The 26766-nt window shown below is 68.9% G+C and carries 26 protein-coding genes; 13 read left to right on the top strand and 13 right to left on the bottom strand.

Annotation, left to right across the window (positions count from 1 at the left end):
* Window positions 1–5: 5 nt before the first annotated feature.
* Complete coding sequence (locus AC3IF1_RS15950) at window positions 6–332, bottom strand: hypothetical protein (RefSeq protein ID WP_243972452.1); 327 nt, start codon at window positions 330–332, stop codon at window positions 6–8.
* Between the two features lie 510 nt (window positions 333–842).
* Here AC3IF1_RS15950 and AC3IF1_RS15945 point away from each other — a divergent pair.
* Window positions 843–1211, top strand: a complete 369-nt coding sequence (locus AC3IF1_RS15945) for a hypothetical protein (RefSeq protein ID WP_243972450.1) — start codon at window positions 843–845, stop codon at window positions 1209–1211.
* Between the two features lie 17 nt (window positions 1212–1228).
* On the opposite strand, the gene AC3IF1_RS15940 is transcribed toward AC3IF1_RS15945, so the two are convergent.
* The 9 genes from AC3IF1_RS15940 to AC3IF1_RS15900 all read right to left on the bottom strand — a co-directional run bounded on the left by AC3IF1_RS15940 (window position 1229) and on the right by AC3IF1_RS15900 (window position 9495).
* Window positions 1229–1900, bottom strand: a complete 672-nt coding sequence (locus AC3IF1_RS15940; protein WP_243972448.1) for a DUF3102 domain-containing protein — start codon at window positions 1898–1900, stop codon at window positions 1229–1231.
* A gap of 49 nt (window positions 1901–1949) precedes the next feature.
* Window positions 1950–4163 carry a DUF3987 domain-containing protein gene (locus AC3IF1_RS15935; protein WP_489218390.1) on the bottom strand — a complete coding sequence of 738 codons (2214 nt, stop codon included), beginning with the start codon at window positions 4161–4163 and terminating at the stop codon, window positions 1950–1952.
* Complete coding sequence (locus AC3IF1_RS15930; RefSeq protein ID WP_243972444.1) at window positions 4160–4453, bottom strand: hypothetical protein; 294 nt, start codon at window positions 4451–4453, stop codon at window positions 4160–4162. Before AC3IF1_RS15930 ends, AC3IF1_RS15935 begins: the two co-directional genes overlap by 4 nt.
* Window positions 4450–4653: a hypothetical protein gene (locus AC3IF1_RS15925; RefSeq protein WP_243972442.1), complete on the bottom strand. Its 204-nt coding sequence runs from the start codon at window positions 4651–4653 to the stop codon at window positions 4450–4452. The genes AC3IF1_RS15930 and AC3IF1_RS15925 overlap by 4 nt, the downstream gene beginning before the upstream one ends.
* 1 nt (window position 4654) lies before the next feature.
* The gene (locus AC3IF1_RS15920; protein ID WP_091722291.1) at window positions 4655–4852 is read right to left on the bottom strand and encodes a helix-turn-helix transcriptional regulator; all 198 of its coding nucleotides are present in this window, start codon (window positions 4850–4852) and stop codon (window positions 4655–4657) included.
* A gap of 93 nt (window positions 4853–4945) precedes the next feature.
* Entirely contained in the window at window positions 4946–5509 is a 564-nt protein-coding gene (locus tag AC3IF1_RS15915) for a hypothetical protein (protein ID WP_243972440.1), read from the bottom strand.
* Window positions 5509–6783 carry a tyrosine-type recombinase/integrase gene (locus AC3IF1_RS15910; protein ID WP_243972432.1) on the bottom strand — a complete coding sequence of 425 codons (1275 nt, stop codon included), beginning with the start codon at window positions 6781–6783 and terminating at the stop codon, window positions 5509–5511. Before AC3IF1_RS15910 ends, AC3IF1_RS15915 begins: the two co-directional genes overlap by 1 nt.
* A 400-nt stretch (window positions 6784–7183) precedes the next feature.
* Window positions 7184–8497 (bottom strand): MFS transporter, encoded by a 1314-nt coding sequence (locus AC3IF1_RS15905; protein ID WP_489218386.1) that lies wholly within the window; start codon window positions 8495–8497, stop codon window positions 7184–7186.
* Window positions 8497–9495 (bottom strand): helix-turn-helix domain-containing protein, encoded by a 999-nt coding sequence (locus AC3IF1_RS15900; RefSeq protein WP_489218384.1) that lies wholly within the window; start codon window positions 9493–9495, stop codon window positions 8497–8499. The genes AC3IF1_RS15905 and AC3IF1_RS15900 overlap by 1 nt, the downstream gene beginning before the upstream one ends.
* Before the next feature lie 1653 nt (window positions 9496–11148).
* On the opposite strand from AC3IF1_RS15900, the gene groES reads away from it, so the two are divergent.
* From groES to AC3IF1_RS15860, 8 genes are all read left to right on the top strand, one after another.
* The gene (gene groES / locus AC3IF1_RS15895; protein ID WP_243920647.1) at window positions 11149–11436 is read left to right on the top strand and encodes a co-chaperone GroES; all 288 of its coding nucleotides are present in this window, start codon (window positions 11149–11151) and stop codon (window positions 11434–11436) included.
* 166 nt (window positions 11437–11602) lie between these two features.
* The gene (gene groL / locus AC3IF1_RS15890) at window positions 11603–13246 is read left to right on the top strand and encodes a chaperonin GroEL (protein ID WP_489218382.1); all 1644 of its coding nucleotides are present in this window, start codon (window positions 11603–11605) and stop codon (window positions 13244–13246) included.
* Window positions 13247–13488: 242 nt separating this feature from the next.
* Window positions 13489–14304, top strand: coding sequence for a transglutaminase-like domain-containing protein (locus tag AC3IF1_RS15885; RefSeq protein ID WP_489218381.1), 816 nt, complete (start codon window positions 13489–13491; stop codon window positions 14302–14304).
* A gap of 216 nt (window positions 14305–14520) precedes the next feature.
* Window positions 14521–14799: a metal/formaldehyde-sensitive transcriptional repressor gene (locus AC3IF1_RS15880; protein ID WP_243970162.1), complete on the top strand. Its 279-nt coding sequence runs from the start codon at window positions 14521–14523 to the stop codon at window positions 14797–14799.
* A gap of 14 nt (window positions 14800–14813) precedes the next feature.
* On the top strand, window positions 14814–15947 hold the full coding sequence (locus AC3IF1_RS15875; protein WP_489218379.1) for a nickel/cobalt efflux transporter: 1134 nt from the start codon (window positions 14814–14816) through the stop codon (window positions 15945–15947).
* 165 nt (window positions 15948–16112) lie between these two features.
* Window positions 16113–16493 (top strand): hypothetical protein, encoded by a 381-nt coding sequence (locus tag AC3IF1_RS15870; RefSeq protein WP_243970166.1) that lies wholly within the window; start codon window positions 16113–16115, stop codon window positions 16491–16493.
* Window positions 16494–16545: 52 nt separating this feature from the next.
* The gene (locus AC3IF1_RS15865) at window positions 16546–16830 is read left to right on the top strand and encodes a hypothetical protein (protein WP_489218378.1); all 285 of its coding nucleotides are present in this window, start codon (window positions 16546–16548) and stop codon (window positions 16828–16830) included.
* A 108-nt stretch (window positions 16831–16938) separates the two neighbouring features.
* Window positions 16939–18222, top strand: coding sequence for a cation:proton antiporter (locus tag AC3IF1_RS15860; protein WP_489218377.1), 1284 nt, complete (start codon window positions 16939–16941; stop codon window positions 18220–18222).
* Between the two features lie 58 nt (window positions 18223–18280).
* Here AC3IF1_RS15860 and AC3IF1_RS15855 read toward each other — a convergent pair whose 3' ends face one another.
* Window positions 18281–19357, bottom strand: a complete 1077-nt coding sequence (locus tag AC3IF1_RS15855) for a catalase family protein (protein WP_489218376.1) — start codon at window positions 19355–19357, stop codon at window positions 18281–18283.
* 379 nt (window positions 19358–19736) lie between these two features.
* Between AC3IF1_RS15855 and AC3IF1_RS15850 the strand changes: the two genes are divergently transcribed.
* From AC3IF1_RS15850 to AC3IF1_RS15840, 3 genes are all read left to right on the top strand, one after another.
* The gene (locus tag AC3IF1_RS15850) at window positions 19737–20141 is read left to right on the top strand and encodes a phospholipase A2 family protein (RefSeq protein WP_489218375.1); all 405 of its coding nucleotides are present in this window, start codon (window positions 19737–19739) and stop codon (window positions 20139–20141) included.
* A gap of 131 nt (window positions 20142–20272) precedes the next feature.
* Complete coding sequence (locus AC3IF1_RS15845) at window positions 20273–20842, top strand: type 1 glutamine amidotransferase domain-containing protein (protein ID WP_489218373.1); 570 nt, start codon at window positions 20273–20275, stop codon at window positions 20840–20842.
* 87 nt (window positions 20843–20929) lie between these two features.
* The gene (locus tag AC3IF1_RS15840; protein WP_243970177.1) at window positions 20930–22012 is read left to right on the top strand and encodes a catalase family protein; all 1083 of its coding nucleotides are present in this window, start codon (window positions 20930–20932) and stop codon (window positions 22010–22012) included.
* Between the two features lie 390 nt (window positions 22013–22402).
* Here the strand turns inward: AC3IF1_RS15840 and AC3IF1_RS15835 are convergent, their stop codons facing one another.
* Window positions 22403–23380, bottom strand: a complete 978-nt coding sequence (locus AC3IF1_RS15835) for a sensor histidine kinase (protein ID WP_489218371.1) — start codon at window positions 23378–23380, stop codon at window positions 22403–22405.
* Window positions 23381–23563: 183 nt separating this feature from the next.
* Between AC3IF1_RS15835 and AC3IF1_RS15830 the strand changes: the two genes are divergently transcribed.
* Window positions 23564–23938, top strand: coding sequence for a response regulator (locus AC3IF1_RS15830; RefSeq protein ID WP_243970181.1), 375 nt, complete (start codon window positions 23564–23566; stop codon window positions 23936–23938).
* A 29-nt stretch (window positions 23939–23967) separates the two neighbouring features.
* Here the strand turns inward: AC3IF1_RS15830 and AC3IF1_RS15825 are convergent, their stop codons facing one another.
* Window positions 23968–26622, bottom strand: coding sequence for an ATP-binding protein (locus tag AC3IF1_RS15825; protein WP_489218370.1), 2655 nt, complete (start codon window positions 26620–26622; stop codon window positions 23968–23970).
* Window positions 26623–26766: the final 144 nt, after the last annotated feature.

The following is a 26766-nucleotide window of genomic DNA, read 5'->3' as shown; positions in this document are numbered from 1 at the left end:
GTCCCTCATGTCAGCCGCCCCTCAATACAGGTGGAGAGGGCAGGCGTGACGTCGCGCGCGCGGCGCGTCAGGCCGATGGCCTCTAAGAGGCGGCGAAGGTTGCCGGAGGTGCGGCTGTAGAGGTCCAGGAACTTGGTGTCGGCCTCGCCCTCAGTGGCAAACCGTTCCTCCATCCGCTCCAGCTCGACGGTCAGCGTCGCGATCCGGCGGACGATCGACTGCTGCGCGACGGACACGGCGCCCTCCCCGCCCAGGTCGGACAGATGCAGAGCCATGAGGTCCCGCATGCGTCGCGCCCAGCCCGAACGCCCATCCACGTTCTGCAGCAGCACGCTGCCGTTCGTGACACGGCTCCGGTGCGAGGGCTTCTGTGCGGTAATGAGGGGGCTATCTGCCACCGATCCAACAGCCTTATCGGACATCTGTTGGACAAAGATAGTGTGGGCGGCGCACTAAGTCATTGAATCTTCGTGTATATATCAGTTCATCTGTGTTCAATCTATTGCCTTGATAAGGCGACAATGGCGGCGGCCAGCTTTTTTCTGGTCATTTCGGCGATGCGAGCGTATGCCCTCTCACCCCATCCTGACGCTTAAGATTTCGATAACCATGACAGGCTCCTGTGGATGAGCGCGACCTGATCTGGTCGTGATCGATTGACCTGTCGGCGACGGAGATCAGCGATGGACCAGCAGGCCGGGGACGATCACGAAGACCGCGCTCAGATGGAGTGAGCTGCCGACTGGAAGGCGTCATGGCGCCACCTCTGAGTCCGAAGGCCACCGGGATGCGTTGAAGCTTTCGACGGGGCGCGTCCGCCGCTGCCCGCTCAGGACGCCCCAATGAACGCGATCGGTTGGCTGCTCACCAAATTGATTGAACTCATCACCGGTAAAGACCGAGGGCAGAAAAGCTCTGGCATGCCGAGAGTACGTGAAGTTGGAGCACACGAAGATCGAGCGGCTGATAAGAGCAGAAACTTCGATGCCGATTACCGCGCTGCCACGAACATGCTGAAGACCCGGATGGGCAACAGCTTCCCAGACAATTACCACGCACGGCCGAGCCCGGGCGCGAACAGCATGCGTGACTTCGGCGACGAGCGGGCCGAAGCGATTGACACGGCTTCGGCTGCGATAGCTGCAGCCCTTCGCAAGGGCGCCACCGTCAAGCAGGCAGCTGAAGCCGGCGCAGCTAGCGTCGGCATCTAATCGTTGGACGGTTGGGGCTAACCTTCAGCTGCCCGACGCTTCCGATCCTCCTGCACGTCTCCCATGGCGATCGCGATATCGCTGGCCGGGACGTGCTTGAGCCGCGGGATGAGTTTGAGCAGCGTTTCCCGCGGAATCCTTTCGACCAACATCTCGGCCGCGCGCTTCGCAGCTTCCTTCCGGTCCGCGTCGGTCAGGTGGGCATAGTGCTTTGCCCAGACGCCTCGGATGATGTCGTTCCGCTGCGGCTTGGTGATGTAACCGATACGGGATAGTTCGCGGGCGGCTCCTTCCTGCCAATCGGGATTGTCCTTCGCCTCGTCCCAGACCTGCTTTAGCTCGGTGGAATCATGCTCGGCCTCGGGCGACAGGGGTTTCCGAGACGCAGTAGCCCGCTTTGGTCCCGTTGCCTCGGCCGCCGCCTCGCGCACGCTCAAACCCGCAACGCGTTGCGCTTTTGCCGGATCACCTTCCACATGCCGGGCGATACGCATGTAGAGCTGCGCCGTCCGCGGTGAGACGGTGGTGTTCAGCCGGAGCCAAGCGTCCCAGCCACCGTGCGGGACGGTGTCCTTGGCCTGGGCCAAGAGCCTGCCGCACTCGACGGCGTACCGGGCGCCCTCGCGCTTGGCAGCCTCGACACCGGCATGGGCCGCGTTGATCGCACCGGCGATATTGGAATGGGTCATCACGAATCCTCCGTTGGTGATGAAAGGTGCCGCCTGCGCCTGAGCGCAGTCACTCGGCCGCCGCGAGCTTCAGCCACTCCAGCGCACCGTCGTTCCGCGCCTCCTCGCGCCAGTCGCCGACGACCACGATGCCCTTGGTCGTGGTCCAACCCCTGAACCAAGCGTCGAAGGAATCGGGATAGGGTGGATAGCCACGACCTCTCTGATCGCCTTCCACGACCGCGATCCAGCAAGGCCAGTTGCCCCCGCAGCCCATTATCGTGTGCGCCTCGCGGCCAAGCAGATCGACTCTGACGGACCGCTTGTGCGGGGGCGTGATGTCGAACTTGTCCTCCAAGCTCACCAGCGGCCCCACACTAGCCTTCACGCATCGCGAGATGGCGGAGATCGTGAACACGGTGACGATGTGCTTGTTGATGCGCTTCGATCTGCGCTTCGCGTCCGATGCCACGATGGTCCCGCGGACCTTCGCCCGTTCGGCCGCCTCCACGAGGTGATCAAGCACCGGGGTAATCATCTCCTCGAACACACGCTCGATTTCCCGCGCGTCCGAATTTATCTTACCCCCCTGTGCCGATAGTGCCGTTGGCGCCGTTTGCGTCGAAATCGCAGCTATTGGCGCCATTGGCACTGCCGGCACAGGGGGGGAGATCTCTTCGAAAGCGCAGATACCGTCAAAAGGGCGGCTGACGACGACCTCCGGATGCACCTCATAGTTCAGGGCTTTGCGCCCCTTACCGTCGCCCGCCCGAGTGAAGCGCTGACGGATCAGCCCCGCCTCTACGAGTTGCTTGCACGCAGCATCCATGTCGGCCGCGTCGCGCAGTATCCCGCCGATCTGTCGCCGGACCTCGCGGGCGTTGAACTCGGTAAGCCGGTTCTGCCGAAGGTGTTGTGCTAATAGCATCCCGCGCCGCTCGGCCACCGGGATCACGGCGTCTCCGAATACCCGCTCAGCCATCGGCAGAAAGTAGGCGTTCAGCAAGTCGGCCGCCGCTGTCACCGCATCGGGCGAGATCGCCTTCGGCTCCGATTCCTCGGTGCCGCCACACCACCACAGATACTCCAGCACGGCGGACAGGCGCAGGCAGTGCCCGCGGGCCTTGCCGAGCGTGCCGGCGAGCAGGCCGCTGGCCATGTGGCAGCGCTCTACGATCTCCCTGGCGAACGCCTCCAGCCGGTCCTCCGCCTGGCGGGCGAGCGGCACCAGCACGGGTTCGGGATGCCCGAACTCGTCATGGATCTGCAGCAGGTCGGTGAGTCGGGCGAACGCGCGCTGCATCGGCCCGTCATCCTGCGCGCCACGGGCCAAGTTGAACTCGGGCTTGGTCTCCGGCCACGCCCACAGGAGTCGAGAGGCCAGCCCATCGTCAGGCCCGTTCAGGATCATCTCCAGCTTGTCAGGCTGCACGCCGCCCAGCACGCCGACGCTGAGATGACGGATCCGCAGCGGCTCCGGGTTCTTCATTCGATCCACGACGTAGGCACGGCCACCGTACATCTCGATCGCGAACGCTCTGTCGGAGCCACCGCCGCCGTACTTATCGAAGGCTCCGAGCCAGCCGGCCAATTCATCACGGACCAGTAGAAGGCCACGAGGAAGGCCTGCAGCCAAGGCGCCCAGCGCCTCGACGGTGGCGTCGGCCACCCGAATCCGCGGCCGGACCGGCGCGGGTGGCTCCTGGGCGTCAGGTGGCATGGCGGGCGGCGGGTCACCGTTCTTCACAGCTGTTTTGACCTCGATCTTCCACGCCTCGATCCGGGCCTCACAGGCTTGCTTGGCGGTGGCGTGCTCCTGCTGAACCTGCTCGAAGCCGTCTGCCATCCGGTCTTCGGCGAACCGGACCAAGTTGAACGCTGCGTCCATGCTGGGCGACTTGGATGAGGACGGTGGTCCGACTTCGGCGCACCAAAGGACAGGTGGCTCCGACCATGTGGTGCCAGCCTGGGGCCAGCGCACGTTGGCGACGCTGGCGCCGACGCTGGCGAGCAGGGCAACCGCCACATAGTCGACTGGCGCGGATGCCCCCTTGGCCTTGCGCTCGCACCACCCGGCCCACGGGCCAAGCAGATGCAGCGGGAAGGCCGGCGGGGATCGCCGACCGGTGCCGAGCAGGATAAGATCGGGATCTGGCCAGAAACCAGACCCCCCTGTGCCGATTGCGCCATTGGCGCCGTTAGACCTGCCGTGATCACCATGACGGTGATCGTCAGCGGCAGGGCCAAGGCGATCCACCTCGGCAGCGAAGTGCTGCGCTCTCATGGGCGCACCTCCGAATTCGAATGAGTATGGGGCGCGGGGGGCGGCTGCCGTAGCTGGCGCTCGCGGTCGGTCTGCTCGGTCAGGTCACCGAGCAGATTGAGAGCGGCCCGAAACTCGGCTGCAGCGCAGCGCATCGAGTACTTCAGCCCGGCATCGTCCCGCAGGACCACATAGTCGCCGACCATGTTGGCGCGCATGCTGACGAGGGCCATCAACTCGGCGATGTGGGCCCGGAGCTTGTCCGGATCGCCGTAGGCGAAGTCGTTGGGGTTGAGAGGGGAGGCGCTCATGCGCGCCTCCAGTGCTCAGGTGTCGCGAGCGCCAACTCGGCGATGACGCTGGCGACGGCCGGCGACAGGCCGTAGCGTGCGGCGAGATGGAGATCTTGCCGAAAGGCGGGGGCGGGAGTATTTCCGTGAATGTCGGCCTGCGAAGCGACAATCAAGGAAACCTGCCTCGGCCCGCGCTGAGCGCAGGTTTTCTTTTGCATGCTATGCGGCCTCCTTGGTCCGCGAGGCAGACTCCGCCTCACACGCGCGCAGCCATTCCAGATCAGCCTCCGCCGAGATCCGGACGGAGTTGCCAAACTTCATGGTGCGCGGCGCCTTGCCGGCCTTAATCAGGTTGTAGAAGGTTGCGCGGGAGATCTTCCGGTGCGCGCACCACTCGGGAATTGTCCAGACTTGCATCTCTGCACCTGCCTTTGTCTGTGGCGGTGCATCTAAGATTAGACAGATCTATCCTTGAAAAAACTATGACAACACTGACGCAGATATTTTGCGTCAGAGTTTTTTATCGACATTTCTCGGCCTGCCGATAGCTGTAGGTACTTTCTTGAAAATGCTTCGAAAATCGGCTTCGGTGATGTGTCGGCTGGGAAAACGCTGGCGCAAGAATTCACTAGCTTGTGCTCGCGTCAGCCTTTTCGTCAGCGTTTCCGCCTCAAGCGCTGCTATGGCCTCCTCGATATCCCGATCGCGCATCGATTTGGGCCTGTCCGCTTCCCCGGTCGGGCTGGTAGCCTGCTTGGCTGCCGCACTCACTCGCTCAATTGCTTCGGCCTGTAGAGCATCCAGATAGATGCTTATGTCCTCTCCGCCGTTGGGTATTCCGATCTGCCAAGCAACTGCAGACGGTATGTAGCCATGATCCATGATCACGGCGCCATGGGGCCCTTGCCAGAAATTAGCTAGTAACGGCAGAAAATTTCCCCCTGGATCGTAGTAGATTGCAACTAGCTGTCTGCCAGACAAGGCTGAACCAAGTATTTCAGATCCAATTTTCTCGCGCACTTCCACGAATGGAACCAGTCTGACAGGCAAAAATGATGGCTTGGTGAGCGGCATCAAATGGCTCGCATCGGTTCAACGTTGTCGTCGGCCCCGCCAAACCGTGGGGCACCGGCCCGGATCGCATCGGCGACGTAGCTCGGCGCGAGGTGCCCGTAGTGCTTCTCGACCATTCGGGTGTCGGCGTGGCCGAGGTTGCGGGACACCACCATCAGCGGCACGCCGGCCATGACGGACAGCGATGCCCACGTGTGCCGCAATCCGTGGAAGCCGATGGGCGGCGTGATCCTGCCGTTGGCGCAGGCGTCCGCCATCGGCCGGAGCTGATGCGAGGCCGCCCACGGTTCGCCGTTGGTCTTCAGGAACATGCGCGCCGTGCCAGGGCGGCCGGCGACGTGGCGGGCGAAGAAAGCGGCGCCGTCGTCCGTCAACACGATGTGACGGGGCTTGCCTGATTTGGAGGTGCGGATCGCGATGGTGCCTGAGTCCGGATTGAAGTCGCGGACCTCCAAGACGCATAGCTCGCCGTAGCGGGCACCGGTCTCCAGGCCGGCTTGAACCAGAGCACGGAATCCCGGCTCGGCCGCGTTGATCAGGCGCTTCGCTTCCGCGATCGTCAGGTAGCGAACGCGGGCGGCGTCGACGTTCTCGAATGGCTCGACGCGGCGCCAAGCCAGATCCGACGAGATGCCCCCTCCCCTCCATGCGCGGTTCAGCGCACCTTTCAGGATCGTCAGGGTACGGTTTGCCGACGAGCGGCGCTTCCGCTTCGTCTCGTCGTCGACCGCCATCTCACCGTAGCGCTGCTCGTCGCCGGCCTTTGTCCGGATCCGGGGCGCAGCCTTCGCCATGTCGGCGAGCCACTTCTCAATCTGTTTGGTGGTGAGCGCCTCGACCTCAATGTCGCCGAGGGTCGGCAAGATGTGAGCCCCTACCCTCTTGCGAGCATCGACACCGGTCTTCCGGTTGGCGTCGAGGAAGTCGACGTAGGCGTTGACCGCGTCTCGGACAGTGAGCGGCCCGGTCTTACCGGCAGCACTGTGCGCCCGCTGAACCATCCGGGAGCGCGCCAGATCTTGCGCCTGCCGAAAGCTCAGCACGGCGACGCCGTCCGGATCGGAGTAGTCGTCGGCGACGGCGAGGGTCTCGATCTCGTAGTCGCGCTCGCCGATGTAGTGGCGGGCGACCCACTTGCCGGCGCCCTTCTGCGGTCGGCGGTAGCCAAGGTGAAGGCCTGGCTCCAGCGTGCGGTAATATGGTTTCCCGCGCGGCAACAGCCGCTGGCGGGCGGTGCGGGTCTCAAGGTTGGCGTCACGAACACTGCGGGCCACGGGTGGGCTCCTCTGCAGACGATGTCCAACAGATGTCCAATATGTGTAGCTAGACTGCGATAGACAAGACTAGGCGCAGATCGGCTATCATATTGGAGGAACTGCGGATTTTACGACAAGGGTAGACGCGGATAGATCTCACAGCGTCTCTTTCACGGCGAAAACACGGGTTCGATTCCCGTAGGGCGCGCCAAAAAAATTTGAGCCCCTGACGGCGACACCTGCGATCCGGCTCAGTCGGCTCCATATCCGCTCGGCTCTTCTCTCGGTCGCCGCTATCGGTCCCATGACGGGTGCCTGCCACGGCCGCACCGTGCCTCTGCCATCGGGCGTACGGGCCACCGGCGCGACGGGATCGGGCGGGCACACCTGCCGGAAGCGGCCGGCGTCGGCGCGGTCTTCAGGGGGGCGCAGATTCCGCGCTGGCGCGTGCCGCGGATCGAGGCGAGCGAAGCGTACGCGTCGAGAGAGCCAGGACAACGCCGACGAGCGCGGTCGCGCTGAACACCGCAAACATCGCCGCGCCGACGTTCTCCGGTCCGACGACCCGGTCGTTGATCACCCCGACAAGCGCGGGTCCGACCCCGAAGGCGACGAGCGTCACGCTCGCCACGAAGACGGCACTCATCCGGCCGCGCAGCGCCCGGGGCGTCAGGATCTGAAGTCCCGCCAGGGCGGGCGGGCTCGTGACGCCGAGCGTCGCCACGAGGACGGCGAACCCGGTCAGCGACGTCGTCAGATCGGACGCGAGGGCCATCACCCCGGCGCTCGGGCAGGCCAGCGCCAGCCCGAGGGCGAGGGCGCGCGAGGCCGCGCCCCGAAGCCCGCGCGCCCGCGCCCGGTCGAGCCAGCGCCCCCCGGCGATGTGCCCGAGCGGCGCCGCCACCAGGATCACCATCCCGAGGTAGAGGCCGCCCGTCGCGGGGGTGAGCCCGTGCGCGCGCACGTAGAAGGTCGGCGCCCACGCCGTCAGGGTCTGGCCGATCAGCACGGCCGCCGCCGCGGCGCCGAAATGCGGCAGGTAGGCGGAGCGATGGCGCAGCACCCAGGCGAGCGCCGGCCGCCCTGTCCGGGCCGGTGCCGTCGGCGGTTCGACCACGCGCAGCAACCCGACCAGCAGCGCGAGGTTCGGCAGGCAGGCCAGCGCGAACAGCGCCTGCCACGGCCGGACCGGGCCGTAGCCGGGCACGGTCAGGCCGCCCGCCGCGGTGAGCCAGGCGAGGGCGGCCCCACCCCCCAGGAGCGCGAGGCTGCGCCCCAGCGTCGCCCCGGCGGTGAAGAGCGAGATCGCCCGGCCGATCCCGGCCGGCGGCAGGCGATAGGCCATCAGCGACAGCGCGGCGGGCGCGATCGCGGCCTGCCCGAGGCCGAGCAATGCCCGGGCGACGGCCAGGGCGGCGAACGAGCCGGCCAGCCCGCCGGCCAGGGTCGCCAAACCCCACACGAGGACGCTGGCCAGCAGCAGGCTGCGGCGGTGCCCGCGGTCGGCGCAGATCCCCGCCCAGGGCATCGCCGCGGCGTTGAGCACGGCGAATGCCGAGCCTTGCAGCACGCCCAGCTGCGTGTCCGACAGGGCGAGATCGAGCTTCAGCGGCTGTGCCACCAGGGTGATCAGGAAGCGGTCGCTGAACGCCAGGAACTGTGTCGCCGCGAGCAGCAGAACGAGTGACCGGCCCGACAGGCCCGGAGCCGCGGCGGCGCCATCCGCGCCCATCAGTACAGCTCGCTGATCCAGCGCTCGAACACGGACTCGATCGGGCCGTGGTCGGACCGGTCGAGCCGCGCCCTGTGGACGATCGATCGGTAGCGGCCCGGCGGGACGCCGAAGGCGGCGCGGAAGGCGCGGTTGCTGTGGCTCTCGTCGATGAAGCCGCAGGCGAAGGCGAGGGTGGATGCGGACCGGGTTTCGCCGGGCCGGCGCAGGGCGTCGCGGAGGCGCTCCAGGCGCCGGCGCTGCACGTAGCGGGCGACGCCGCCCTCGTCGGCGAAATCCTCGTACAGCCGGCTGCGGGACGTGCCGATGCCGGCGGCGACCGTCGCCGCGTCCAGGCGGGGATCGAGCAGATGGGTGTCGACATACGCCTCGGCACGGGTGCGGCGCAGCGGCCGCGCCGCCGCTGCCGACACCCGTCGTGCCACCGGCGCGGCCGTGGCCGCTTTCAACCCGAGGCCGAGCAGTTCGGTCGCGGTGTCGGCCGCCCCCTCGACCGCGACATCCGGCAGATTGTCCGCACGGCGCACGAGCGACAGGAGAAAATCCCTGAGCAGCCCGGCCGCGGCCCCGGGCAGCACCGCGCCGTGGAGGGCGTCGAGCGCGCCGACAGCCGGCTCCACGATCGCGCGCGCGAGTGCCACGGAGAGGAGGCGAGCGCGGCCGACACGGGTCCAGTGCGGTTGGGCGGTATTGACGAGCATGATCTCACCGGGCCGCAACCGGTGCTCCGCCCCCGGGGGGCCAGCGGCGAGATCACCGTCCAGCAGGAGATGCAGCACGAGGTGGTCGAAGCCGTCCCGCCCCACCCGGCGGGGATCGCGGCGGTGCAGGAGGCCGCCGAGGTCGCGCTCGTACAGCACCATCCGCTGAAAGCGGCGGATGTGGACGCGGGCATGGAAAGGCCCGTCGGTGCGCTCGACATCGGCCCCGACGCTGTACAGGCGATGGTACGCGTCGAAGCCGTCACCGCCCTCGCGCGGGGCGGTGAACGCGAGCATGCGCGCGGCCATTGCTACGAGGGCCTGACGCCGACGCGAGCGGCACCGACGTAGCCCGGGCCGGGTGACGCCGCATCCCTGACATGGACGCAGCAGGGTCGTCGGGATGCCATATGCCGAGTGAGTTCTCTATTGTTACCCCGAATGTAGTCCCGTTCGTGGAACGTCTAGAGCCAGGTCTGAAGATATTTTCTGGGGCGCCTACACAGGGCGTCCATTGAACCCGCCTGATCGGGCCCGGCGGCTCGACGGCTTTAGCCATCCCCAAGTGCCTGCCGGGCCACCGACCTTCTCCCGGACATGGCATCCCGCCCGAACGGGATCGGGCTGCCCGGTCGCGACGGACGAGGCCGGCCTCGGCGCAGACGCCGCCGTGCTGCGGCCGTCCGACACCGATCGATTGCACGCGCCGCGTCTCGTGATGGCATCCGGGCGGACGGGCCTGGGTGCCCTGTCACGCGAAAATCACACCCGCATTCTGGGGCCGTATGAGCCGCCAGTTTGGGACGCTCAGCCAATCCATGTCGGGCCTGCCGCGTCCACTATCGGAGGCGCTCGGTATCGTGCCGACGGTGAACGCCCCCGCCTTCGTGGCCGGCGGGGCAGGACGGGGGAATCGGGGACACGGTGATGGCGGGCGTTCGCGGCGGTACCGGAATCCGAGGAAGCGACGCGTTCAGCGACGCGTTCGGCATTGACGTGGGCGGCCTCGGCGACCCGGGCAACGCTCAGGGTATCCGCGACGCGGCCTCTGCTGACTGCCGCGCCCGGCCGACAATGCGGGACGGGTCAGCGCCCCCGCGGCCCCGCAGGCCGGTCCGGGCGTGCCCCCCGCCAAGCGCAACCCGAAGGCCGGTGAGCCGAGCAGCATCGAGATCCTGCAGGTCAATCCGACAGGGAGATGAGGATGAAATCGCGATGTCATCTCTGGACCGTCCTGTGCTTGGCGTGCACGCCGGCATCGGCTCAGGCCCCCGTCAACGTGAACGATTGCACACTATTGCCTGATCCGATCGCGCTCCGCCGGTGCGTCGATGGCTTCGGATCGCAGAGCGTGAGGCCGCCTGCGCCCCCGGCGCTTCCCGCGACCGCATCGGATACGGCCCGATCCGAGCCTGCCCCGAGAGCCGCCAAGGCCCCATCGGCCGGCAAGCAAGCGGGAGACTGGTTGCACGAGAGCGCTTCGGGGGTCGAGCCGGGACGATCAAGCCCGAACGCAATACGTCTCGATGATTGATTTCTTTGTAATAATATCTCGGACGACACTGACTGTATCCGATCGCGCATCGCAAACACAGAGCACAAACCGGCGCCCGAAGTTTCATGTCAACGCTGGTTCCATTCGCCATGCGGCCGCGGGCACATCCGACCGCTGACGACCTGTCGGGATGGCGAGCCCCTGCCGCTCTGCGCGGAGACGACGTTCCGGTTCGGCGCATGACCTGACCATGCCGTCCGGGATCGGATCTCGTCTGAGGCTTGGATGTCGGATCCGGCTGGCGGGCTTCGGCCACGCAAAAAGTTAGCACTTCTCCCAGACGAGTGCTAATGATGCGCCGATCGGGCCGCGATTCCCGTCTTCGCCGCCACGCTTCCCGCGATCGCGCCAACCATGCCGGTTGGATCATGCCTGGGAACGATCAGGATCTCGCAATGAAATTCCGTCCGCTACACGACCGCGTGGTGCTCCGCCGCATCGAGGGCGAGGAGAAGACCAAGGGCGGCATCATCATCCCCGACACGGTCAAGGAGAAGCCGCAGGAGGGGGAGGTCGTCGCCGTCGGGCCGGGTGCCCGCGACGAGGCCGGCAAGATCAATGCCCTCGACGTCAAGGCCGGCGACCGCGTCCTGTTCGGCAAGTGGTCCGGCACCGAGGTGAAGATCGACGGTCAGGACCTCCTGATCATGAAGGAATCCGACATCCTGGGCGTCGTCGCCTAGGGCGCGCGCTGCCGAAATGGACACCGGTTCGGCGTCAGCGCGCGCGACGCATCTGAGGATTCAGAGCCTTCAGAGTCGCCGCACGCGGCCCCGAACCCCGACCTGCCCTTCGAGGCGCCCGCTGTGGCGTGCCTCGGGGCCAAACGACAGATGATGAGCCACCACCATGTCCGCCAAAGACGTTCGCTTTTCGGTCGATGCCCGTGAGAAGATGCTGCGCGGTGTCGAGCTGCTCGCCAGCGCGGTGAAGGTGACGCTGGGCCCCAAGGGCCGCAACGTCGTGATCGAGAAGAGTTTCGGCGCTCCGCGCATCACCAAGGACGGCGTCACCGTCGCCAAGGAGATCGAGCTCGTCGACAAGTTCGAGAATATGGGCGCCCAGATGGTCCGCGAGGTCGCCTCGAAGTCGAGCGACACCGCCGGTGACGGCACCACCACCGCGACCGTTCTCGCGGCCTCCATCGTGCGCGAGGGCGTGAAGTACGTCGCCGCCGGCATGAACCCGATGGACCTGAAGCGCGGCATCGATCTGGCTGTGGCCGCAGTCGTGAAGGATATCGCGGGCCGCTCCCGCAAGGTCGCCTCGTCCGAGGAGATCGCCCAGGTCGGCACGATCTCGGCCAACGGCGATACGGAGATCGGCGGGATGATCGCCCACGCCATGCAGAAGGTCGGCAACGAGGGCGTGATCACGGTCGAGGAGGCCAAGACCGCCGAGACCGAGCTCGACGTCGTCGAGGGCATGCAGTTCGACCGCGGCTATCTCTCCCCGTACTTCATCACCAACGCGGAGAAGATGGTCGCCGACCTCGAGGACCCGTACATCCTCATCCACGAGAAGAAGCTGTCGTCGCTCCAGGCGATGCTGCCGGTGCTCGAGGCCGTGGTCCAGACCGGCAAGCCGCTGCTGATCATCGCCGAGGACATCGAGGGCGAGGCGCTGGCCACCCTCGTGGTCAACAAGCTGCGCGGCGGCCTCAAGGTCGCGGCCGTGAAGGCGCCGGGCTTCGGCGACCGCCGCAAGGCGATGCTCGAGGACATCGCGATCCTGACCAAGGGCCAGATGATCGCCGAGGATCTCGGGATCAAGCTCGAGAACGTGACCCTGCCGATGCTCGGCCGCGCCAAGCGGGTCCGCATCGAGAAGGAGAACACCACGATCATCGACGGCGTCGGCGAGAAGTCCGACATCGAGGGCCGCATCTCGCAGATCAAGGCGCAGATCGAGGAGACCACCTCGGACTACGACCGGGAGAAGCTGCAGGAGCGTCTGGCCAAGCTCGCGGGCGGCGTCGCGGTGATCCGCGTCGGCGGTTCGACCGAGATCGAGGTCAAGGAGAAGAAGGATCGCGTCGATGACGCGCTGCATGCCACCCGCGCGGCGGTCGAGGAGGGCATCGTCCCCGGCGGCGGCACGGCGCTGCTGCGCGCCAAAGCGGCCATTCAGGGGCTCTCGAACGAAAACCCCGACGTCCAGGCCGGCATCAAGATCGTGCTGAAGGCCCTGGAGGCCCCGATCCGTCAGATCGCCCAGAATTCGGGCGTCGAGGGCTCGATCGTGGTCGGCCGGATCCTGGCCAATGCCTCGGAGACCTACGGCTTCAACGCCCAGACCGAGGAGTATGTCGACATGCTCCAGGCCGGCATCGTCGACCCGGCCAAGGTCGTGCGGGCCGCCCTTCAGGGTGCGGCCTCCGTGGCCGGCCTGCTGGTGACCACCGAGGCGATGATCGCCGAAGCGCCGCGCAAGGAGGCGCCCGCCATGCCCGCCGGCGGCGGCATGGGGGGAATGGGCGGCATGGATTTCTGACCTGCCGAAAACCGACCGGCGCTCTCCGGCCGCCCGCCCTGCGGGCGTGTCGGGGGGCGCCTCGCAGTGGATCGGGCCGGAGACGCCCCTGCGCCGTGCTGCGGGGTCGTGACCGCGCGCGGTTGTCCAACCGCCGGCGGTTTGCCCCGGATTTGCATGGGTCATCGCCGTGATGCGCGCCCAAGCTCGCCGTGCCGGCGGGACCGGTGCCGATCTCACGGTCGCCCGGGAGGACAGAGCTCATGCGCATAAAAGTCGGCTGCGAGATGGCGTATGCGTTTTCGCAGCCCACCCCCGTCATCGCGACGCTCAACGTTCACGCCTCGCGCTTCTCCGATCTCGAACAGCCCGATCACCTGATCACCAGCCCGGCGGTTCCCCTGGAGGGCTATCGCGACAGCTTCGGGAACTGGTGCAACCGGATGGTCGCCCCGGCGGGGCGCTTCACGCTCAAGACCGACACGATCGTGCGGGACCACGGCAGCGGCGATCAGCCGGAGCCCGACGCGCCGGAGATCGCGATCGAGAAATTGCCCTCCGACAGCATCCTGTTCCTCCTCGGCAGCCGCTACTGCGAGACCGATCGCCTCTCGTCCATCGCCTGGGAGCTGTTCGGGCATCTCCCGCCCGGCTGGAGCCGCGTGCAGGCGATCTGCGACTATGTCCACGATCGGATCACCTTCGGGTACGCGCATGCGCGGGCGACCCGGACGGCCTTCGAGGTCTTCGAGGAGCAGCGGGGCGTCTGCCGGGATTACGCCCATCTGGCGATCGCCTTCTGCCGCTGCCTCAACATCCCGACCCGCTACTGCAACGGCTATGTCAGCGATATCGGCCTGCCGCTGCCGCACGCGCCCGGCGATTTCGCGGCCTGGATGGAGGTCTATCTCGGGGGCCGTTGGCACACCTTCGATCCGCGGAACAACAGCTCGCGGATCGGGCGGATCCTCATCGCCTATGGGCGCGACGCCGCCGATGTCCCGCTCACGCTGACCTTCGGGCCCAACGAGCTCGTCGGGTTTCACGTGACGACGGAGGAGGCCCCGATCCCGGCCTGACCGGGCGTCGGGTCGAAGCCGGTCGCGCCGGGCCCCGCCCGCGGGACCACGCCGTGCCGTCGCCGGGGTGCGCACCGGGCGTTTCATGAGGCACTCCGAACGGGGCCGCCGGCCCGCTTCCACGGGGGGCGGTTCGGGATCCCGTGCGTCAGTGCGCGGGCCTCGGACTCGACACGGATAGGGTACCCCCCTATATCATGGCTCGAAGGACGGCCGATGGGACACACGCTCAAGGACAAGACGAAGCTGCTCGCCCGCGTGCGCCGGATCAAAGGCCAAGCGGAGGCGGTCGAGCGCGCCCTGGAGGCCGAACTCGGCTGCACGGACGTGCTGATGCTCGTCGCCTCGATGCGTGGGGCCATCAACGGCCTGACCGCCGAGCTGATGGAGGACCATATCCGCCATCACGTCGTGAACCCCGCCACCGAGACCGATGCGGAGCGCGCCCGCGGTGCGGCCGAGTTGATCGAGGTGGTCCGCACCTACCTCAAATAACGGGGGCCTGCCCCATGACGCCGTTGACCGACCTGCTCCGGCAGGGGACCGCGCACGCCTGGCTGTTCGTGCCGACCGCGATCCTGCTGGGCGCCCTGCACGGGCTCGAACCCGGCCACGCCAAGACGATGATGGCGGCGTTCATCATCGCGGTGCGGGGCACGGTCCTGCAGGCGGTGCTGCTGGGGCTGGCCGCGACCCTCTCGCACACGGCGGTGGTGTGGGTGATCGCGCTGGGCGGCCAATATCTCGGCCAGGAATGGGGCGGCGAGACCGGCGAGCCGTACTTCCAGCTCGCCTCGGCCGTCCTGATCGTCGGCATCGCGCTCTGGATGCTCTGGCGGACGTGGCGGGCGCAGTCCGACGCGCATCACCACCCCCACGCCGACGACGCGACGCGCGTCACCGCCCGTGACGGCGTGTTCAGGTTGGAGGTGTTCGAGGACGGCGTGCCGCCCCGGTGGCGCCTAAGCCGGATCAAGGGCGTGCTGCCCCCGCCGCAGCACGTCACCCTCGAGACCGTCCGACCGGACGGCGACCGCACGGCCTTCGCCTTCGCGCGTGCGGGCGCGTTTCTGGAGAGCACGGAGGCGATCCCGGAGCCGCATGCCTTCACGGCGCGGCTGAAGCTGGTCGGATCGGCCGGCCCGGAGATCCACGCGGTCGCGTTCGCGGAGCACGACCATGATCATGACCACGACCATGATCCGATGGACCTGGGCGCGGCGGACGACGCCCATGCCCGCGCCCATGCCGAGGATATCCGGCGGCGGTTCTCCGGACGCCCGGTGACGACGGGTCAGATCGTGCTGTTCGGCCTGACCGGCGGCCTGATCCCGTGTCCGGCCGCGATCACGGTCCTCCTGCTCTGCATCCAGCTGAAGCAGCTCAGCCTGGGCTTCGCGCTGGTCGTGTGCTTCAGCATCGGGCTGGCGATCACCATGGTGTCGGCCGGCGTGATCGCGGCGCTGAGCGTCCGGCACATCGGCGGCCGCTGGCCCGGGCTCGGCCGCTTCGCCCGGCAGGCCCCCTACGCCTCGGCGGCGCTGATCGTCCTGGTTGGGCTCTATACCGGCTGGCTCGGCTGGCGGGGTCTCCAGCACGGCCCGGTCGACCATGCCGGCACGGTCGGTCGGCTGCAGGGGTGATCCCGTCGGCCCGCTCGGATTTGACCGCCGGTGAATCCCGAGGGCGCCGCCGGGCCGTTTTATTGCGATGCAACATAACGCGTCCCGGGCCGTTGGATGGGTGCTACCCTCGCATCGCCGCGTGAGGGACGGCATCAGGTCATCCCCTCGTCGAGGGACGCCGCGATGCGGCCGCTCTCCGAGAGTACCCCGATGCGCCTCGTGCTCAGCCTCACCGCCCTGACCCTCGCGACCCTGCCGCTTCCGGCCGTGGCGTCCTCCTGCGCCGAGCAAATCGGGACCATCGCGCGCCGCCTCGACAGCGCCGGCGCCGTCCAGGTCGCCGGCTTGCAGGCGGGGCACACCCTGCGGACGGGCTCGCCGCGCGGGGTGACCGCGGCGCGCCTCGACGCGCCCAGCGACCCCGACACCGTCTCGACGGCCGACCACGTCGTCATCGCGCGGACCCTGATCCTGCGGGCGGGCGAGGAGGACCGGCGGGGCGACAAGCGCGCCTGCGAGAACACGATGACCGAGGCCAAGGGCATGATCGGCGCCCTGCCGTAGGCGCGCGTTCAGGGGCATCGACCCGCCGCCACCAGCAGAAGGACTCCTGGAGATGATCGGACCCGCCGAGATCGAGGACATGCGCCTGGATCTCCTCGCCATGGACGCCCGGGCGCGGCTCTACGACGCCGCCCTGATCCCCCTGAACCGGCACTGGGCCGAGCGCGGCGCCGCCTCGGTTGGCAGCGTCGGCCGGATCTGCGAGCGCGTCTTCGCCCGGGCGGAGGACCGTCCGCTCACGGACTGGAAGGCGGTCGTCACGGAGGCCGTGGCGGAGGCCGGGTTCGGCATCGTCTGGAACGGCGATTCGGTGGCCTCGCTCGAAGCCTGCTCGTAGCCCCAGGTCCTGCGCGGACACCCGCCCCGTCGACGGCATCAGACGCCGCTTTTGTCGCGGGCGCGCCGTTCCGGGAAACCGTGCGCGCCCGGAGGTCTTTGCCCCTTCATGGAACCCTACGTCCTCGTCGTCGCCGGGTTCGGTGTGCTGGTGCTGCTGACCGCGTGGCTGCCGATGGTGCTCCGGGCGCTGCCCCTGTCGCTGCCGATCTGCTGCGTCGGCCTCGGCGCGGCCCTGTCCACCGTCCCGATGGTGTACGACCTCACGCCCCATCCCGGCCTGCACCTGGCGCTCATCGAGCACGCCACCGAGGCGGTCGTCGTCATCTCGCTGATGGGGGCGGGCCTGAAGATCGACCGCATGATCGGCTGGCGGCGCTGGGCGGTCACGTGGCGCATGCTCGGCATCGGCATGCCGCTGACCATCCTGGCCCTCACGGCCCTGGGCACGGCCCTCCTGGGGCTGGGCACCGCCGCCGCGCTGCTGCTGGCGGCCTCGCTCGCCCCCACCGACCCGGTGCTCGCCTCGGACGTCCAGGTCGGCCATCCCGACGAGGATCACGAGGACGAGCCGCGCTTCGCCCTGACCTCCGAGGCCGGCCTCAACGACGGGCTCGCCTTCCCGTTCGTGAACCTCGCCCTCGCGCTGGCCGGGGGCGGCGGCCTCGCCGGCCTGTCCTGGTCGCACTGGTTGGCCGTCGACGTCCTCTGGAAGATCGCCGTCGGCGCGATGCTCGGGGCGGTGATCGGCCGGGCGCTGGGCTGGCTGACCTTCCATCTGCCGAACCTGTCGAAGCTGTCCCGGACCGGGGACGGGTTCGTCGCCCTGGGCGTGACCTGCATCGCCTATGGCTGCGTCCAGGCCGTCGACGGCTACGGCTTCGTAGGCGTGTTCGCGGCCGCACTCGCCCTGCGCGCCTCGAGCCAGGGTCACGACTACCATCGCAAGATGCACGACTACGCCGAGGAGCTCGAGCGCCTGCTGATGATGGTGCTGCTCGTCGGGTTCGGCGCGGTGCTCGTCGGCGGCGGGTTGCTGCACGCCCTGACCTGGCCGGCGGCCGCGTTCGCCATGGTGGCACTCCTGCTGGTCCGGCCCTTGAGCGGCTGGATCGGCCTCCTCGGCAGCGGGCGCTCCCTCGGGGACCGCGCGGTCGTGAGCTTCTTCGGCATCCGGGGGCTCGGGACGGTCTATTACCTGTCCTACGCGTTCGGGCATGCCGCGTTCGAGCAGATGGATCTGCTCTGGGCCACGGCCGGCCTCACGGTGCTGATCTCCATCCTGATGCACGGCGTCACCGTCACACCGGTGCTGCGCGCCCTCGACCGGAGGATGGGACGCGACACCGCCAGCGCCCAGCTCGACCTGACCCTCGCGCCGCCGCCGGCGTAAACGCCGCCCGGACCGCGGGGCGTCCCGCGGGTCGGCACGGTCCGGGACTGCGACGCCCTCAGCGCCCGGCGCTGGGCTCGTGGATCGGGCAGCCGTTGAAGCGCTGGCGGAACGCGGCCGAGTGCCGGTAGGGGGCGTTGCGGGCGCGGTTGATGTTGCCGAGCGGCCGGTGCGCGGCGAGCCCGGTCCAGACGCTGAAGCGCATCTCCTCGTCGACCGCCTGGACGCGGCTGGGGTCCCAGCTGTCCTGTGGCTCGACCCGGATGAGCCCGACCCGCTGGAACGGCGCCTCGTCCTGCTTCCATTCGACGGTCGGATCCTCGACCGGCTGGCGTTCGAGGTCGCGGCAGAGCTGGACGCGGAACTCCCAGGTGCCCGCGATGCCGGCCATCTCGGACCGCACCGTCTCGCGGATCGCATTCGGGCGGCCGGAGGCGTCGATCTCGGTGCCGGTCAGCGCGGTGAGGGCCGGCGCGACGGGGGCGACCGAGAACTTGGCGATGTGGTCGCCGTACCGGAACGGCGTGACGCTGTAATAGGTCTCGCCCAGCGGGTCGACGTTCGGGGCCCCGCCGAGCGCGCCGACGGTCGGGCTGTCGATGCCGACGGCATGGAGGGCCTTGTTCACCCCGCGCAGCACCGTGGAGGCAGCGACCTTCAGGCCCTCGACCCGGTCGGTGGTGCCGGCGAGCAGCTTCAGGCTGCCGAGGAACTTCGCGGCGTTCGGCGCCTGGAACACCGTGCCGTTGACCAAGATGAAGTTCTGGGTCGTGCCCTCGGCGCCCGGCAGGCGCTCGCCCGCCACGTCGAGCACCTTCAGGGCGAGGCCGCGGGGAAGCGAGACGGCGTCGGGCAGGATATCCCCAGCATTGGTCGACATGCGCATGTAGACCTTGTGGGTGCCGGGCGTGGCGAACAGCCCCTGGGCAAGTTCGGGGAGCAGGTCCGCGTCGATCATCAGCACGCCTTCGAGGATGCCGTGCGCCTTGGCATGCACGGATCTGACGGCATGGCCGGAATGATCGGCGACGGTCTGCAGGATCCCGTCGAACGTCGCGTTCAACGCGTCGATCGTCGCGTCCTCGTCGGGGCCGACCTGTTCGACCTGGGGGGTGTAGCGGACGGGCGCTTGCAAGATCGGGGGCTCCGGATCGGTGTGGTTCCGGGATGAACGACGCGCGCCGCGCTCCGTTCCCGGCCATCGGTCAGCAACAGGCAAGATGTCCGATGCCGTCGATCTTCAAAATAGCAGTCGATGCGCCGTGTATTTTTTATTAGGACCTGATGAACATGCCTCGCGCCGCCGTGATTGCGGAGATTCGACGGGCCCCGGCGACCCCATGCGGGTGGCCTGCCTCCGGGACGCCCGGCCGGGTCTCGCAAGCGTTGGCGGTTGCGACATTGCGACCAGCCTGGAACCGGAGGGTGTTGGCCAGGCTTCTCCCGCCGAAATCGCAGTGGAAGCCCCGCGTGCACAAGCACAGGGTGGCTAGATATCCGAGGGCAAGCCCAAAATGGTCTATCGGTTCGCTTCAGCGTTGCCGCTCGCCTTCGTCCTTGCAGGGCCGGCCGGCGCACAGACCGCGGGGGAGCACCCGCGGGCGACCCTGATACACGGCAACTATTGCGGCCCGGGCAACAACGCGCCCGCCGCCCCGGTGGATGCCCTCGACGCGGCCTGCGCCCGCCACGACGCGTGCACCCCCGATGGCGGCCTCGCATCGAAAGGCTGCAACCTTCGCCTCCAGCGCGAGGCCGCGGCGCTCGCGCGCGACCCGCGGCAGCCGGAGGATCTCCGGGCCATGGCCGGCCTGGTATCCACCGCCGCCGCGATGATGCCGTCGGCGCTGGAACCGGCGGCCGCGTCTCTGGCCGCACGGAGCCGGGGCGGGAAAACCTGGGCCGCCTTCACCCGCTAGAGCATCACCCCGACAGGCGGGTTCCGGCTTTCGGAAAAAAGATGACGCGAAACCAGGGGCCTCGCCGCTTCGGCGCGAGCGAGCGCCCTCCCGACCAGTCCGAATCGACCAATCAACACGAGACATACGCCATGACATTGCAGGGCCGGAAGATCGCCATCCTGATCGCGCCGCGCGGGACCGAGGAGCCTGAATTCACGAAGCCGCGCGACGCGCTGGTGCAGGCCGGGGCGACCGTGACGGTCGTCGGCCTGGAGGCCGGCGAGGCGGAGACGGTCAACAACGACCTCGACCCCGCCGGGCGCTACCCGGTCGACCGGACGGTCGAGGCCGTCGCGGCGTCGGATTTCCAGGGGCTCGTCATCCCCGGCGGCAGCGTCGGCGCCGACAAGCTCCGGGGCAGCGCGGCCGCCATCGCCTTCATCCGGGACTTCTTCGCCCAGGGCAAACCGGTGGGCGTCATCTGCCACGGGCCCTGGACGCTGATCGAGGCCGAGGTGGTGAAGGGGCGCACGCTAACCTCCTTCCCGACCGTGAAGACCGACATCCGCAACGCGGGTGGCACCTGGGTCGACGCGGAGGTCGTCGTCGACCAGGGCCTCGTCACGAGCCGCAACCCGAAGGATCTGCCGGCCTTCTGCGCGAAGATCGTCGAGGAATTCGCCGAGGGCCGCCATTCCGCCCAGGCCCGCAGCGCCTGACGCGGCCCGGAACGGCCTCCGGGTGAACCGGCCATCGATCCAAGGGGGCGGGACACGTCCCCGCCCTCTCACCCCGCGAGGCTGAGAATGACCTACCTGCGATACGCCCCCGACATCGAGACGCCCGCCCCGGACGAGCAGGCGACCATCGACGGCATCATCCAGGGCATGACGCGGCAATCCGAGACGGTCGAGGCCCGGGAGCACCATGCGGTGCGCGCCAGCCACGCCAAGAGTTCGGCCTGCGTCACCGGCGAGCTCACGATCGCCCCCGGCCTGCCGCCCGAACTGGCCCAGGGCCTGTTCGCCAGGCCGGGCGTGCACCCGGTCGCGGTCCGCTTCGCGCAGGGTCCGGGCGAGACGCTCGGCGACCGCGTCTCGACCCACCGCGGCATGGCGATCAAGGTGTTCGACGTGCCCGGCGAGAAGCTGCCCGGCCACGCCGCCGACACCCAGGACTTCGTCCTCGCCACCGGGACCACCTTTCCCTCGGGCACGGCCGCCGGCTTCCTGCGCGACGGCACCGTCATCGGCAAGGCGACCGGTCTGCCGGAGGGGGTCAAGAGCGCGGTGGCCTCGACCCTGCGCACCCTCAACCGGACGCTGCACGCGTTCGGGACGGACAGCGCCTTCGCCGACTTCTTCGGCCACCCCTACAGCCACCCCCTGGCCGACAGCTACTTCAGCCAGGCGCCGATCCGCTACGGCGACTACGTGGCCAAGCTCGGTGCCCTGCCGGCGACCGACAGCCAGCGCGCCCTGTCCGAATGGCGGCTCGATCCCGATCAGGACGCGGACGGCTTCCGTCACGCCACGGTGGCGTTCTTCCGGGAGCAGGCGGTGGTGTTCGAGCTGAAGGCCCAGCTCTGGGCCGATGCCGAGCGCCAACCCATCGAGGACGCCTCGGTCGACTGGCCCGTCGCGGTCAGCCCGTATCGCACGGTCGCGACCCTGCGCCTGCCCCGGCAGGATGCCTACGCGCCGGACCGGGTGCGCTACTTCGACGAGGTCATGACCTTCCGCCCGGCCCATAGCCTTGCGGCGCACCGGCCCCTCGGGTCCGTGATGCGCGCGCGGCTTCAGGTCTACCAGGCCCTCAGCGCGTTCCGTCACCGCGAGAACGGTGTCGCGGAGGAGGATACGGCCAGCATCGACCGCATCCCCGCCTAGAGCCGTCCCCGATCGCGTTGCGACGGGGAACGGATGTCAGGGCCTGTTCGACGTGGGTCGTCCGATCCTCGCCCGCATCCTGAGGCGACCGCGGAGCGGGCCGCGAAGGAGGGCTCCTTCGCGGCCTCCGCTGCGCTCCGGCTCCTCAGGATGAGGGCGAAGATCGGGAATCCCATCCGGTAAAACCGTGACGCGACTGCAGCCGCGCAGGCAAACGGGCTCTGAGACGCGGTAGGACCCTCACCCGAGAGGACGCCCGCGGACGAGAACGAGACCGCCATGGCCTGACCGAGGCCATGCTCTCCGTTCAGGTCAAGACCGGCGCCGCTCCGGGCCGTGCCGACCGCGCCGTCCATGCCCCCGTCGGCTTCGACCGGAGGGGGCACACCGCTATCGGGTCGGGACGACCATCTCGAAGTGCAGGCCATCCGCGTCGATGGTCCGGCGGAAGTGGCCTCCGAGGCTGCGCTCGATGGTCTGCTTGAGCAGGCGCGAGCCGAATCCGGTGCCTTCGGCCTCGACATCCGTGGGCGCGGCCGCGCCCTCGTCCCAGGTGAAGGTCAACGTCCGATCCATGATGTGTCCCGCCACCGTGAGCAGGCCGCCCCCGGACAGCGCCCCGTACTTGGCCGAGTTGGTGGCGAGTTCGTGGAGGATCATGGCGTAGTCGTTGACCTGGTCGGGGCCGATAGCGGCGGCCTCCTCGATGTCGATGGTGACGTTGGCACCCTGGCGGTACGGCGACAGGATGCGCTGCGCGAGCTGCTGCAATTTGACGTTGCCGTGGTCCGACCCGTGCCGGCGCGTCGCCAGGGTCGTCGCCTCGTGCAGGACCCCGAACCGCCGGGAGAGGTCCTCGGCGAAGCTCGGGGCCGACTTGGCTTCCCGGGCGACCATGGCGGTCAGCGCCCTGGCGACCGTGAACATGTTCGAGACGCGGTGGGCCAGTTCCGCGGTCAGCAGCCGCTCGGCCTCCTCGGCGCGCCTGCGATCGGTGATGTCGAGGAAGATGGCCTGCACCCACTCCCCGACCCGGCCCTCGTCACCGCCCACACCGCGGGCGGAGATCCAGCGGGCATCCGCCCCCGCGCCGATGCGGAAGTCGAACGCGTAGGCACGCGGCTCGGTGGCGCTCGCCGCCCAGTCCAGCATCATCGCGTCCCGGTCCTCCGGGTTCACCTGCGCGAACAAGGTGTCGATGCCCACGGTGGATTCGGCGGTCCCCCAGAACGTCCGGCACAGGCCATCGAGCTGCGCCAGGCGACGCTCCGGGGACCAGGCCCACAGGCCGACCCCGCCCCGGTGGATCGCGCCGGTGAAGCTGGCGAGGGTCCACGCGTCGCCGGTCAAGGCAGGATCGTCAACCATGTGCGTTCTGTTCGGTCTGGGAGGCAGGAGGGCCGGTTTCAACCGACGGGACTGGAAACCCGGCGCCGGCCCGTTTGCTCCATGCCGCGGCATGCGCGCCGTCACGGACGGATGCCGACGCGACACATGCGCAATCGCCGTCGTGGCCGTGCAACCGATGGCGGCCTTGCCTGTTGACCGGCCATGTCGCTGAAGCGCGCCCCTGAAGCATCCATCATCCTCGTCGTGGAAGACGATGATCTCGTGCGGATGAATGCCGTCGCATTGCTCGAGGATGCCGGCTTCGCGGTGATCGAGGCGCGCCATGCGGACGAGGCGTGGTTCATCCTGCACGAGCGGTCGGACATCGGCGTGCTGTTCACCGATGTCGACATGCCGGGCTCGATGTGCGGGATGACCCTGTCCGAGCGCGTCCACCAGGCCTGGCCCGACATCCGCCTGGTGCTGACCTCCGGGCGGCATCGCTTCGCCGACCGGGACGTTCCCGACCACGGCCAATTCGTGCCGAAGCCCTACAATCAGGCCCAGGTCGTCAGGGCCATCCACAGGGCGGATTGACGGACGGCACCCGTCGCCGGACGACCGGATCACCCCTGGCTGGTGGCTTCCTCGGCCGGCATGGGCAGTGATTCCGCATGGGCCGGCGGGCGGAAGCGCTCCATCACCCCGTGGAGTTCATCCCAGTCCAGCGGCTTCTGCAGGTAATCGGTGGCGCCGAGGGAGAAGGCGAGGTTCCGCTCGTTCAAAACCGTCACGATGACCACGGGCGTGCTGCCGAGCTCGGCATCGCCCCGGAGCGCCCGCAGCACCGACCACCCGTCCATCTGCGGCATGGTCACGTCGAGCAGGACCACCCGCGGCTTCAGGGCCCGGGTCTTCTCCATGCCCTCCCGGCCGTCGGCCGCCACCGCCACCCGGAACCCGTCGCGCTCCAGGAAGCGGGCGACCAGTTCCCGCGTCGCCGGGTCGTCGTCCACGACGAGGACGAGGCCCTGTCCGGGGCCATCGGCCTCGGAAGGCCGGCCCTCCGTATCGGGCAGGGTCTGCGCCGCATCGCCGGCCGCGGTGCCGGCGATGCGCGCGGGCATCGACACCGTGAAGGTGGTCCCGCGTCCCTCGTCGCTCGCCACGGAGATCGCGCCGCCCAGCATGCCGACGAAGGCGCGGGTGATGGAAAGGCCGAGCCCGGTGCCGCCGAACTTGCGCGTTGTCGAGGCATCGGCCTGGGTGAACCGCTCGAACAGCCGCTCCTGCTGCTCGCAACTCATGCCGATGCCGGTATCGGCCACGCGGAACGTCAGCCAGTCGCCCCCCTCCCCCGTGTCACGCCCGACCGACAGCGTGATCTGCCCCGCCTCGGTGAATTTTGCGGCGTTGCCGAGGAGGTTGATCAGGCATTGCCGGAGCTTGGTCACGTCGGTGCGCGCCTCGCCCAGGTCCGCGCCGAGGTCGAGGCTGAGGACGTTGCCCTTCTTGGCGACCAGCGCCTCGACGGTCGAGGCGACGTCGCGCACGACGGATTCGACCGAGAAATCCTCGACATAGGTCTCCATCCGCTCGGCCTCGATCTTCGAGAGGTCGAGGACGGCGTTGATCAGCCCGAGGAGATGGCGGGCGTTCGCCTCGATCTTGCGCATGTCGGGCAGGAGGTTCTCGTGGCCGAGATCCTCCATCTCCTCCTGCAGCATCTCGGAATACCCGATCACCGCCGAGAGCGGGGTGCGCAGCTCGTGGCTCATGTTGGCGAGGAACTCGCTCTTGGCCCGGTTGGCTTCCTCCGCGGCGTGCTTGGCGGCCGCGAGCTGCAGCTCGGCGCGCTTGCGTTCGTCGATATCCGTGACCACCACGACGGCTCCGACGACGCGGCCCTCGTCGTCGCGCATCGGGACGCCGGAGAACCCCACCCAGGCGCGGGTGCCGTCCCCCCGGCGATAGTCGACCTCGAGCTCGGCGGCCGCCGCGCCGTCCCGCGCCACGCGCACGAGCGGCCACTCCGCGGGCGCGACCGGGCGCCCGTCCGCGTGCAGCCCGACCCAGTCGGTGGAGGCGCCGTCGAACGCCCCGGGGGGCATCGCCTGCCCGAGGATGGCCTCGACCCGGGCGTTGTGCCCGACGATGCGGCCGCTGGGGGCCTCGGCGATGAGGACGCCGACGGGCAGCGTCTCCATCACAGTGCGCAGGGTCGCCTCGCTGGCGCGGATCCCGCGGCGCGCCTCCGCCTCGCCGGCCTCGGCCAGGCCCGCCGGGATCGCCCCGGCGAACAGGGTCGCGATGCGGAGGTCTCGGCCCGAGAACGCGTCCGTATGGCTCGACTGCAGCTTCAGGACGCCGATGGTCGCGTGGCCCCGCAGGATCGGGACGCAGATGGCGGAACGCAGGCCGAGCTGCGCCAGGAGTTCGCGCTTGACCCGGGGGTCGAGGACCACGTCGGGGCAGAGCACCGGCTTGCCGGTCGTTAGGCAATGGCCCGCGAGGCTGCCGTCGATGGGGACCCGCAGGCCGGCATGGGCCGCCAGCGTGCCGCGCGCGGCGCGGTAGGCGAGCGCGTCGCCGTCGCGCAATTCGATGACGCCGCCCTCGGCCTGGGGGATGGCATCCATGACGCCGCCGACGAGGGCGTCGAGGATGGCGTCCCGGTTCCCATCCGCCCGCGTGACCGCAGCCTGTGCGGCAATCAGGGCGTTCTGCTGCGCGATCAAGGCGGTCTGGCCCGCCAGGATGCGCTCCCGGTCGGCGGCCCCGCGGCGCAGGTCCATCTGGGACATGACCTGCCCGGCCAGCGCCCGCAGGGCTCCGGCCTGCCGGTCGTCGAGGCCCCCCGGACGGGGGACGAGGTCGATCACGCAGAGGCTGCCGAGACGCTGGCCGCCCCGCTCCTGCAACGGCGCGCCGGCATAGAAGCGCAGGTGCGGCGCGCCGGTGACGAGGGGATTCTCCCGCGTGCGGGGGTCCTGGGTGAGGTCGGGGATCACCAGCAGATCGGGGGCGCCCAGGACATGCGCGCAGACGGACTTGTCGAGGGATGTCTCGCACGGCGCGAAGCCGGCCCGCGCCTTGAACCATTGCCGGTCGCCCGCGACCAGGCTGACGAGGGCGACCGGGGCCGCACAGGTCATCCGCGCCAGCTCGACGATGTCGTCGAACCCCTCCTCCGGGGGCGTGTCGAGGATGTCGTAGTCCCGCAGCGCATCGAGGCGGCGGGCATCCGCGACCGCGGGGGGCAGTGTGATCGGGTCGGTCATGGGCGGCTCGCTGACGGGGCTGATGCACTCGCCTTCGCGAGGCCGCGTTCCGACGCGATGCAGATAGCCGGGACCCTCGACAACCCGGTGGCCCCGTCCTGGTTGCCGCGACATCGATCCCCATCGGCTCCGAGGGCGGCGGTC

Source organism: Methylobacterium sp. E-012, from assembly GCF_057836545.1.
This window is presented reverse-complemented; position numbering and strand designations above follow the sequence as displayed.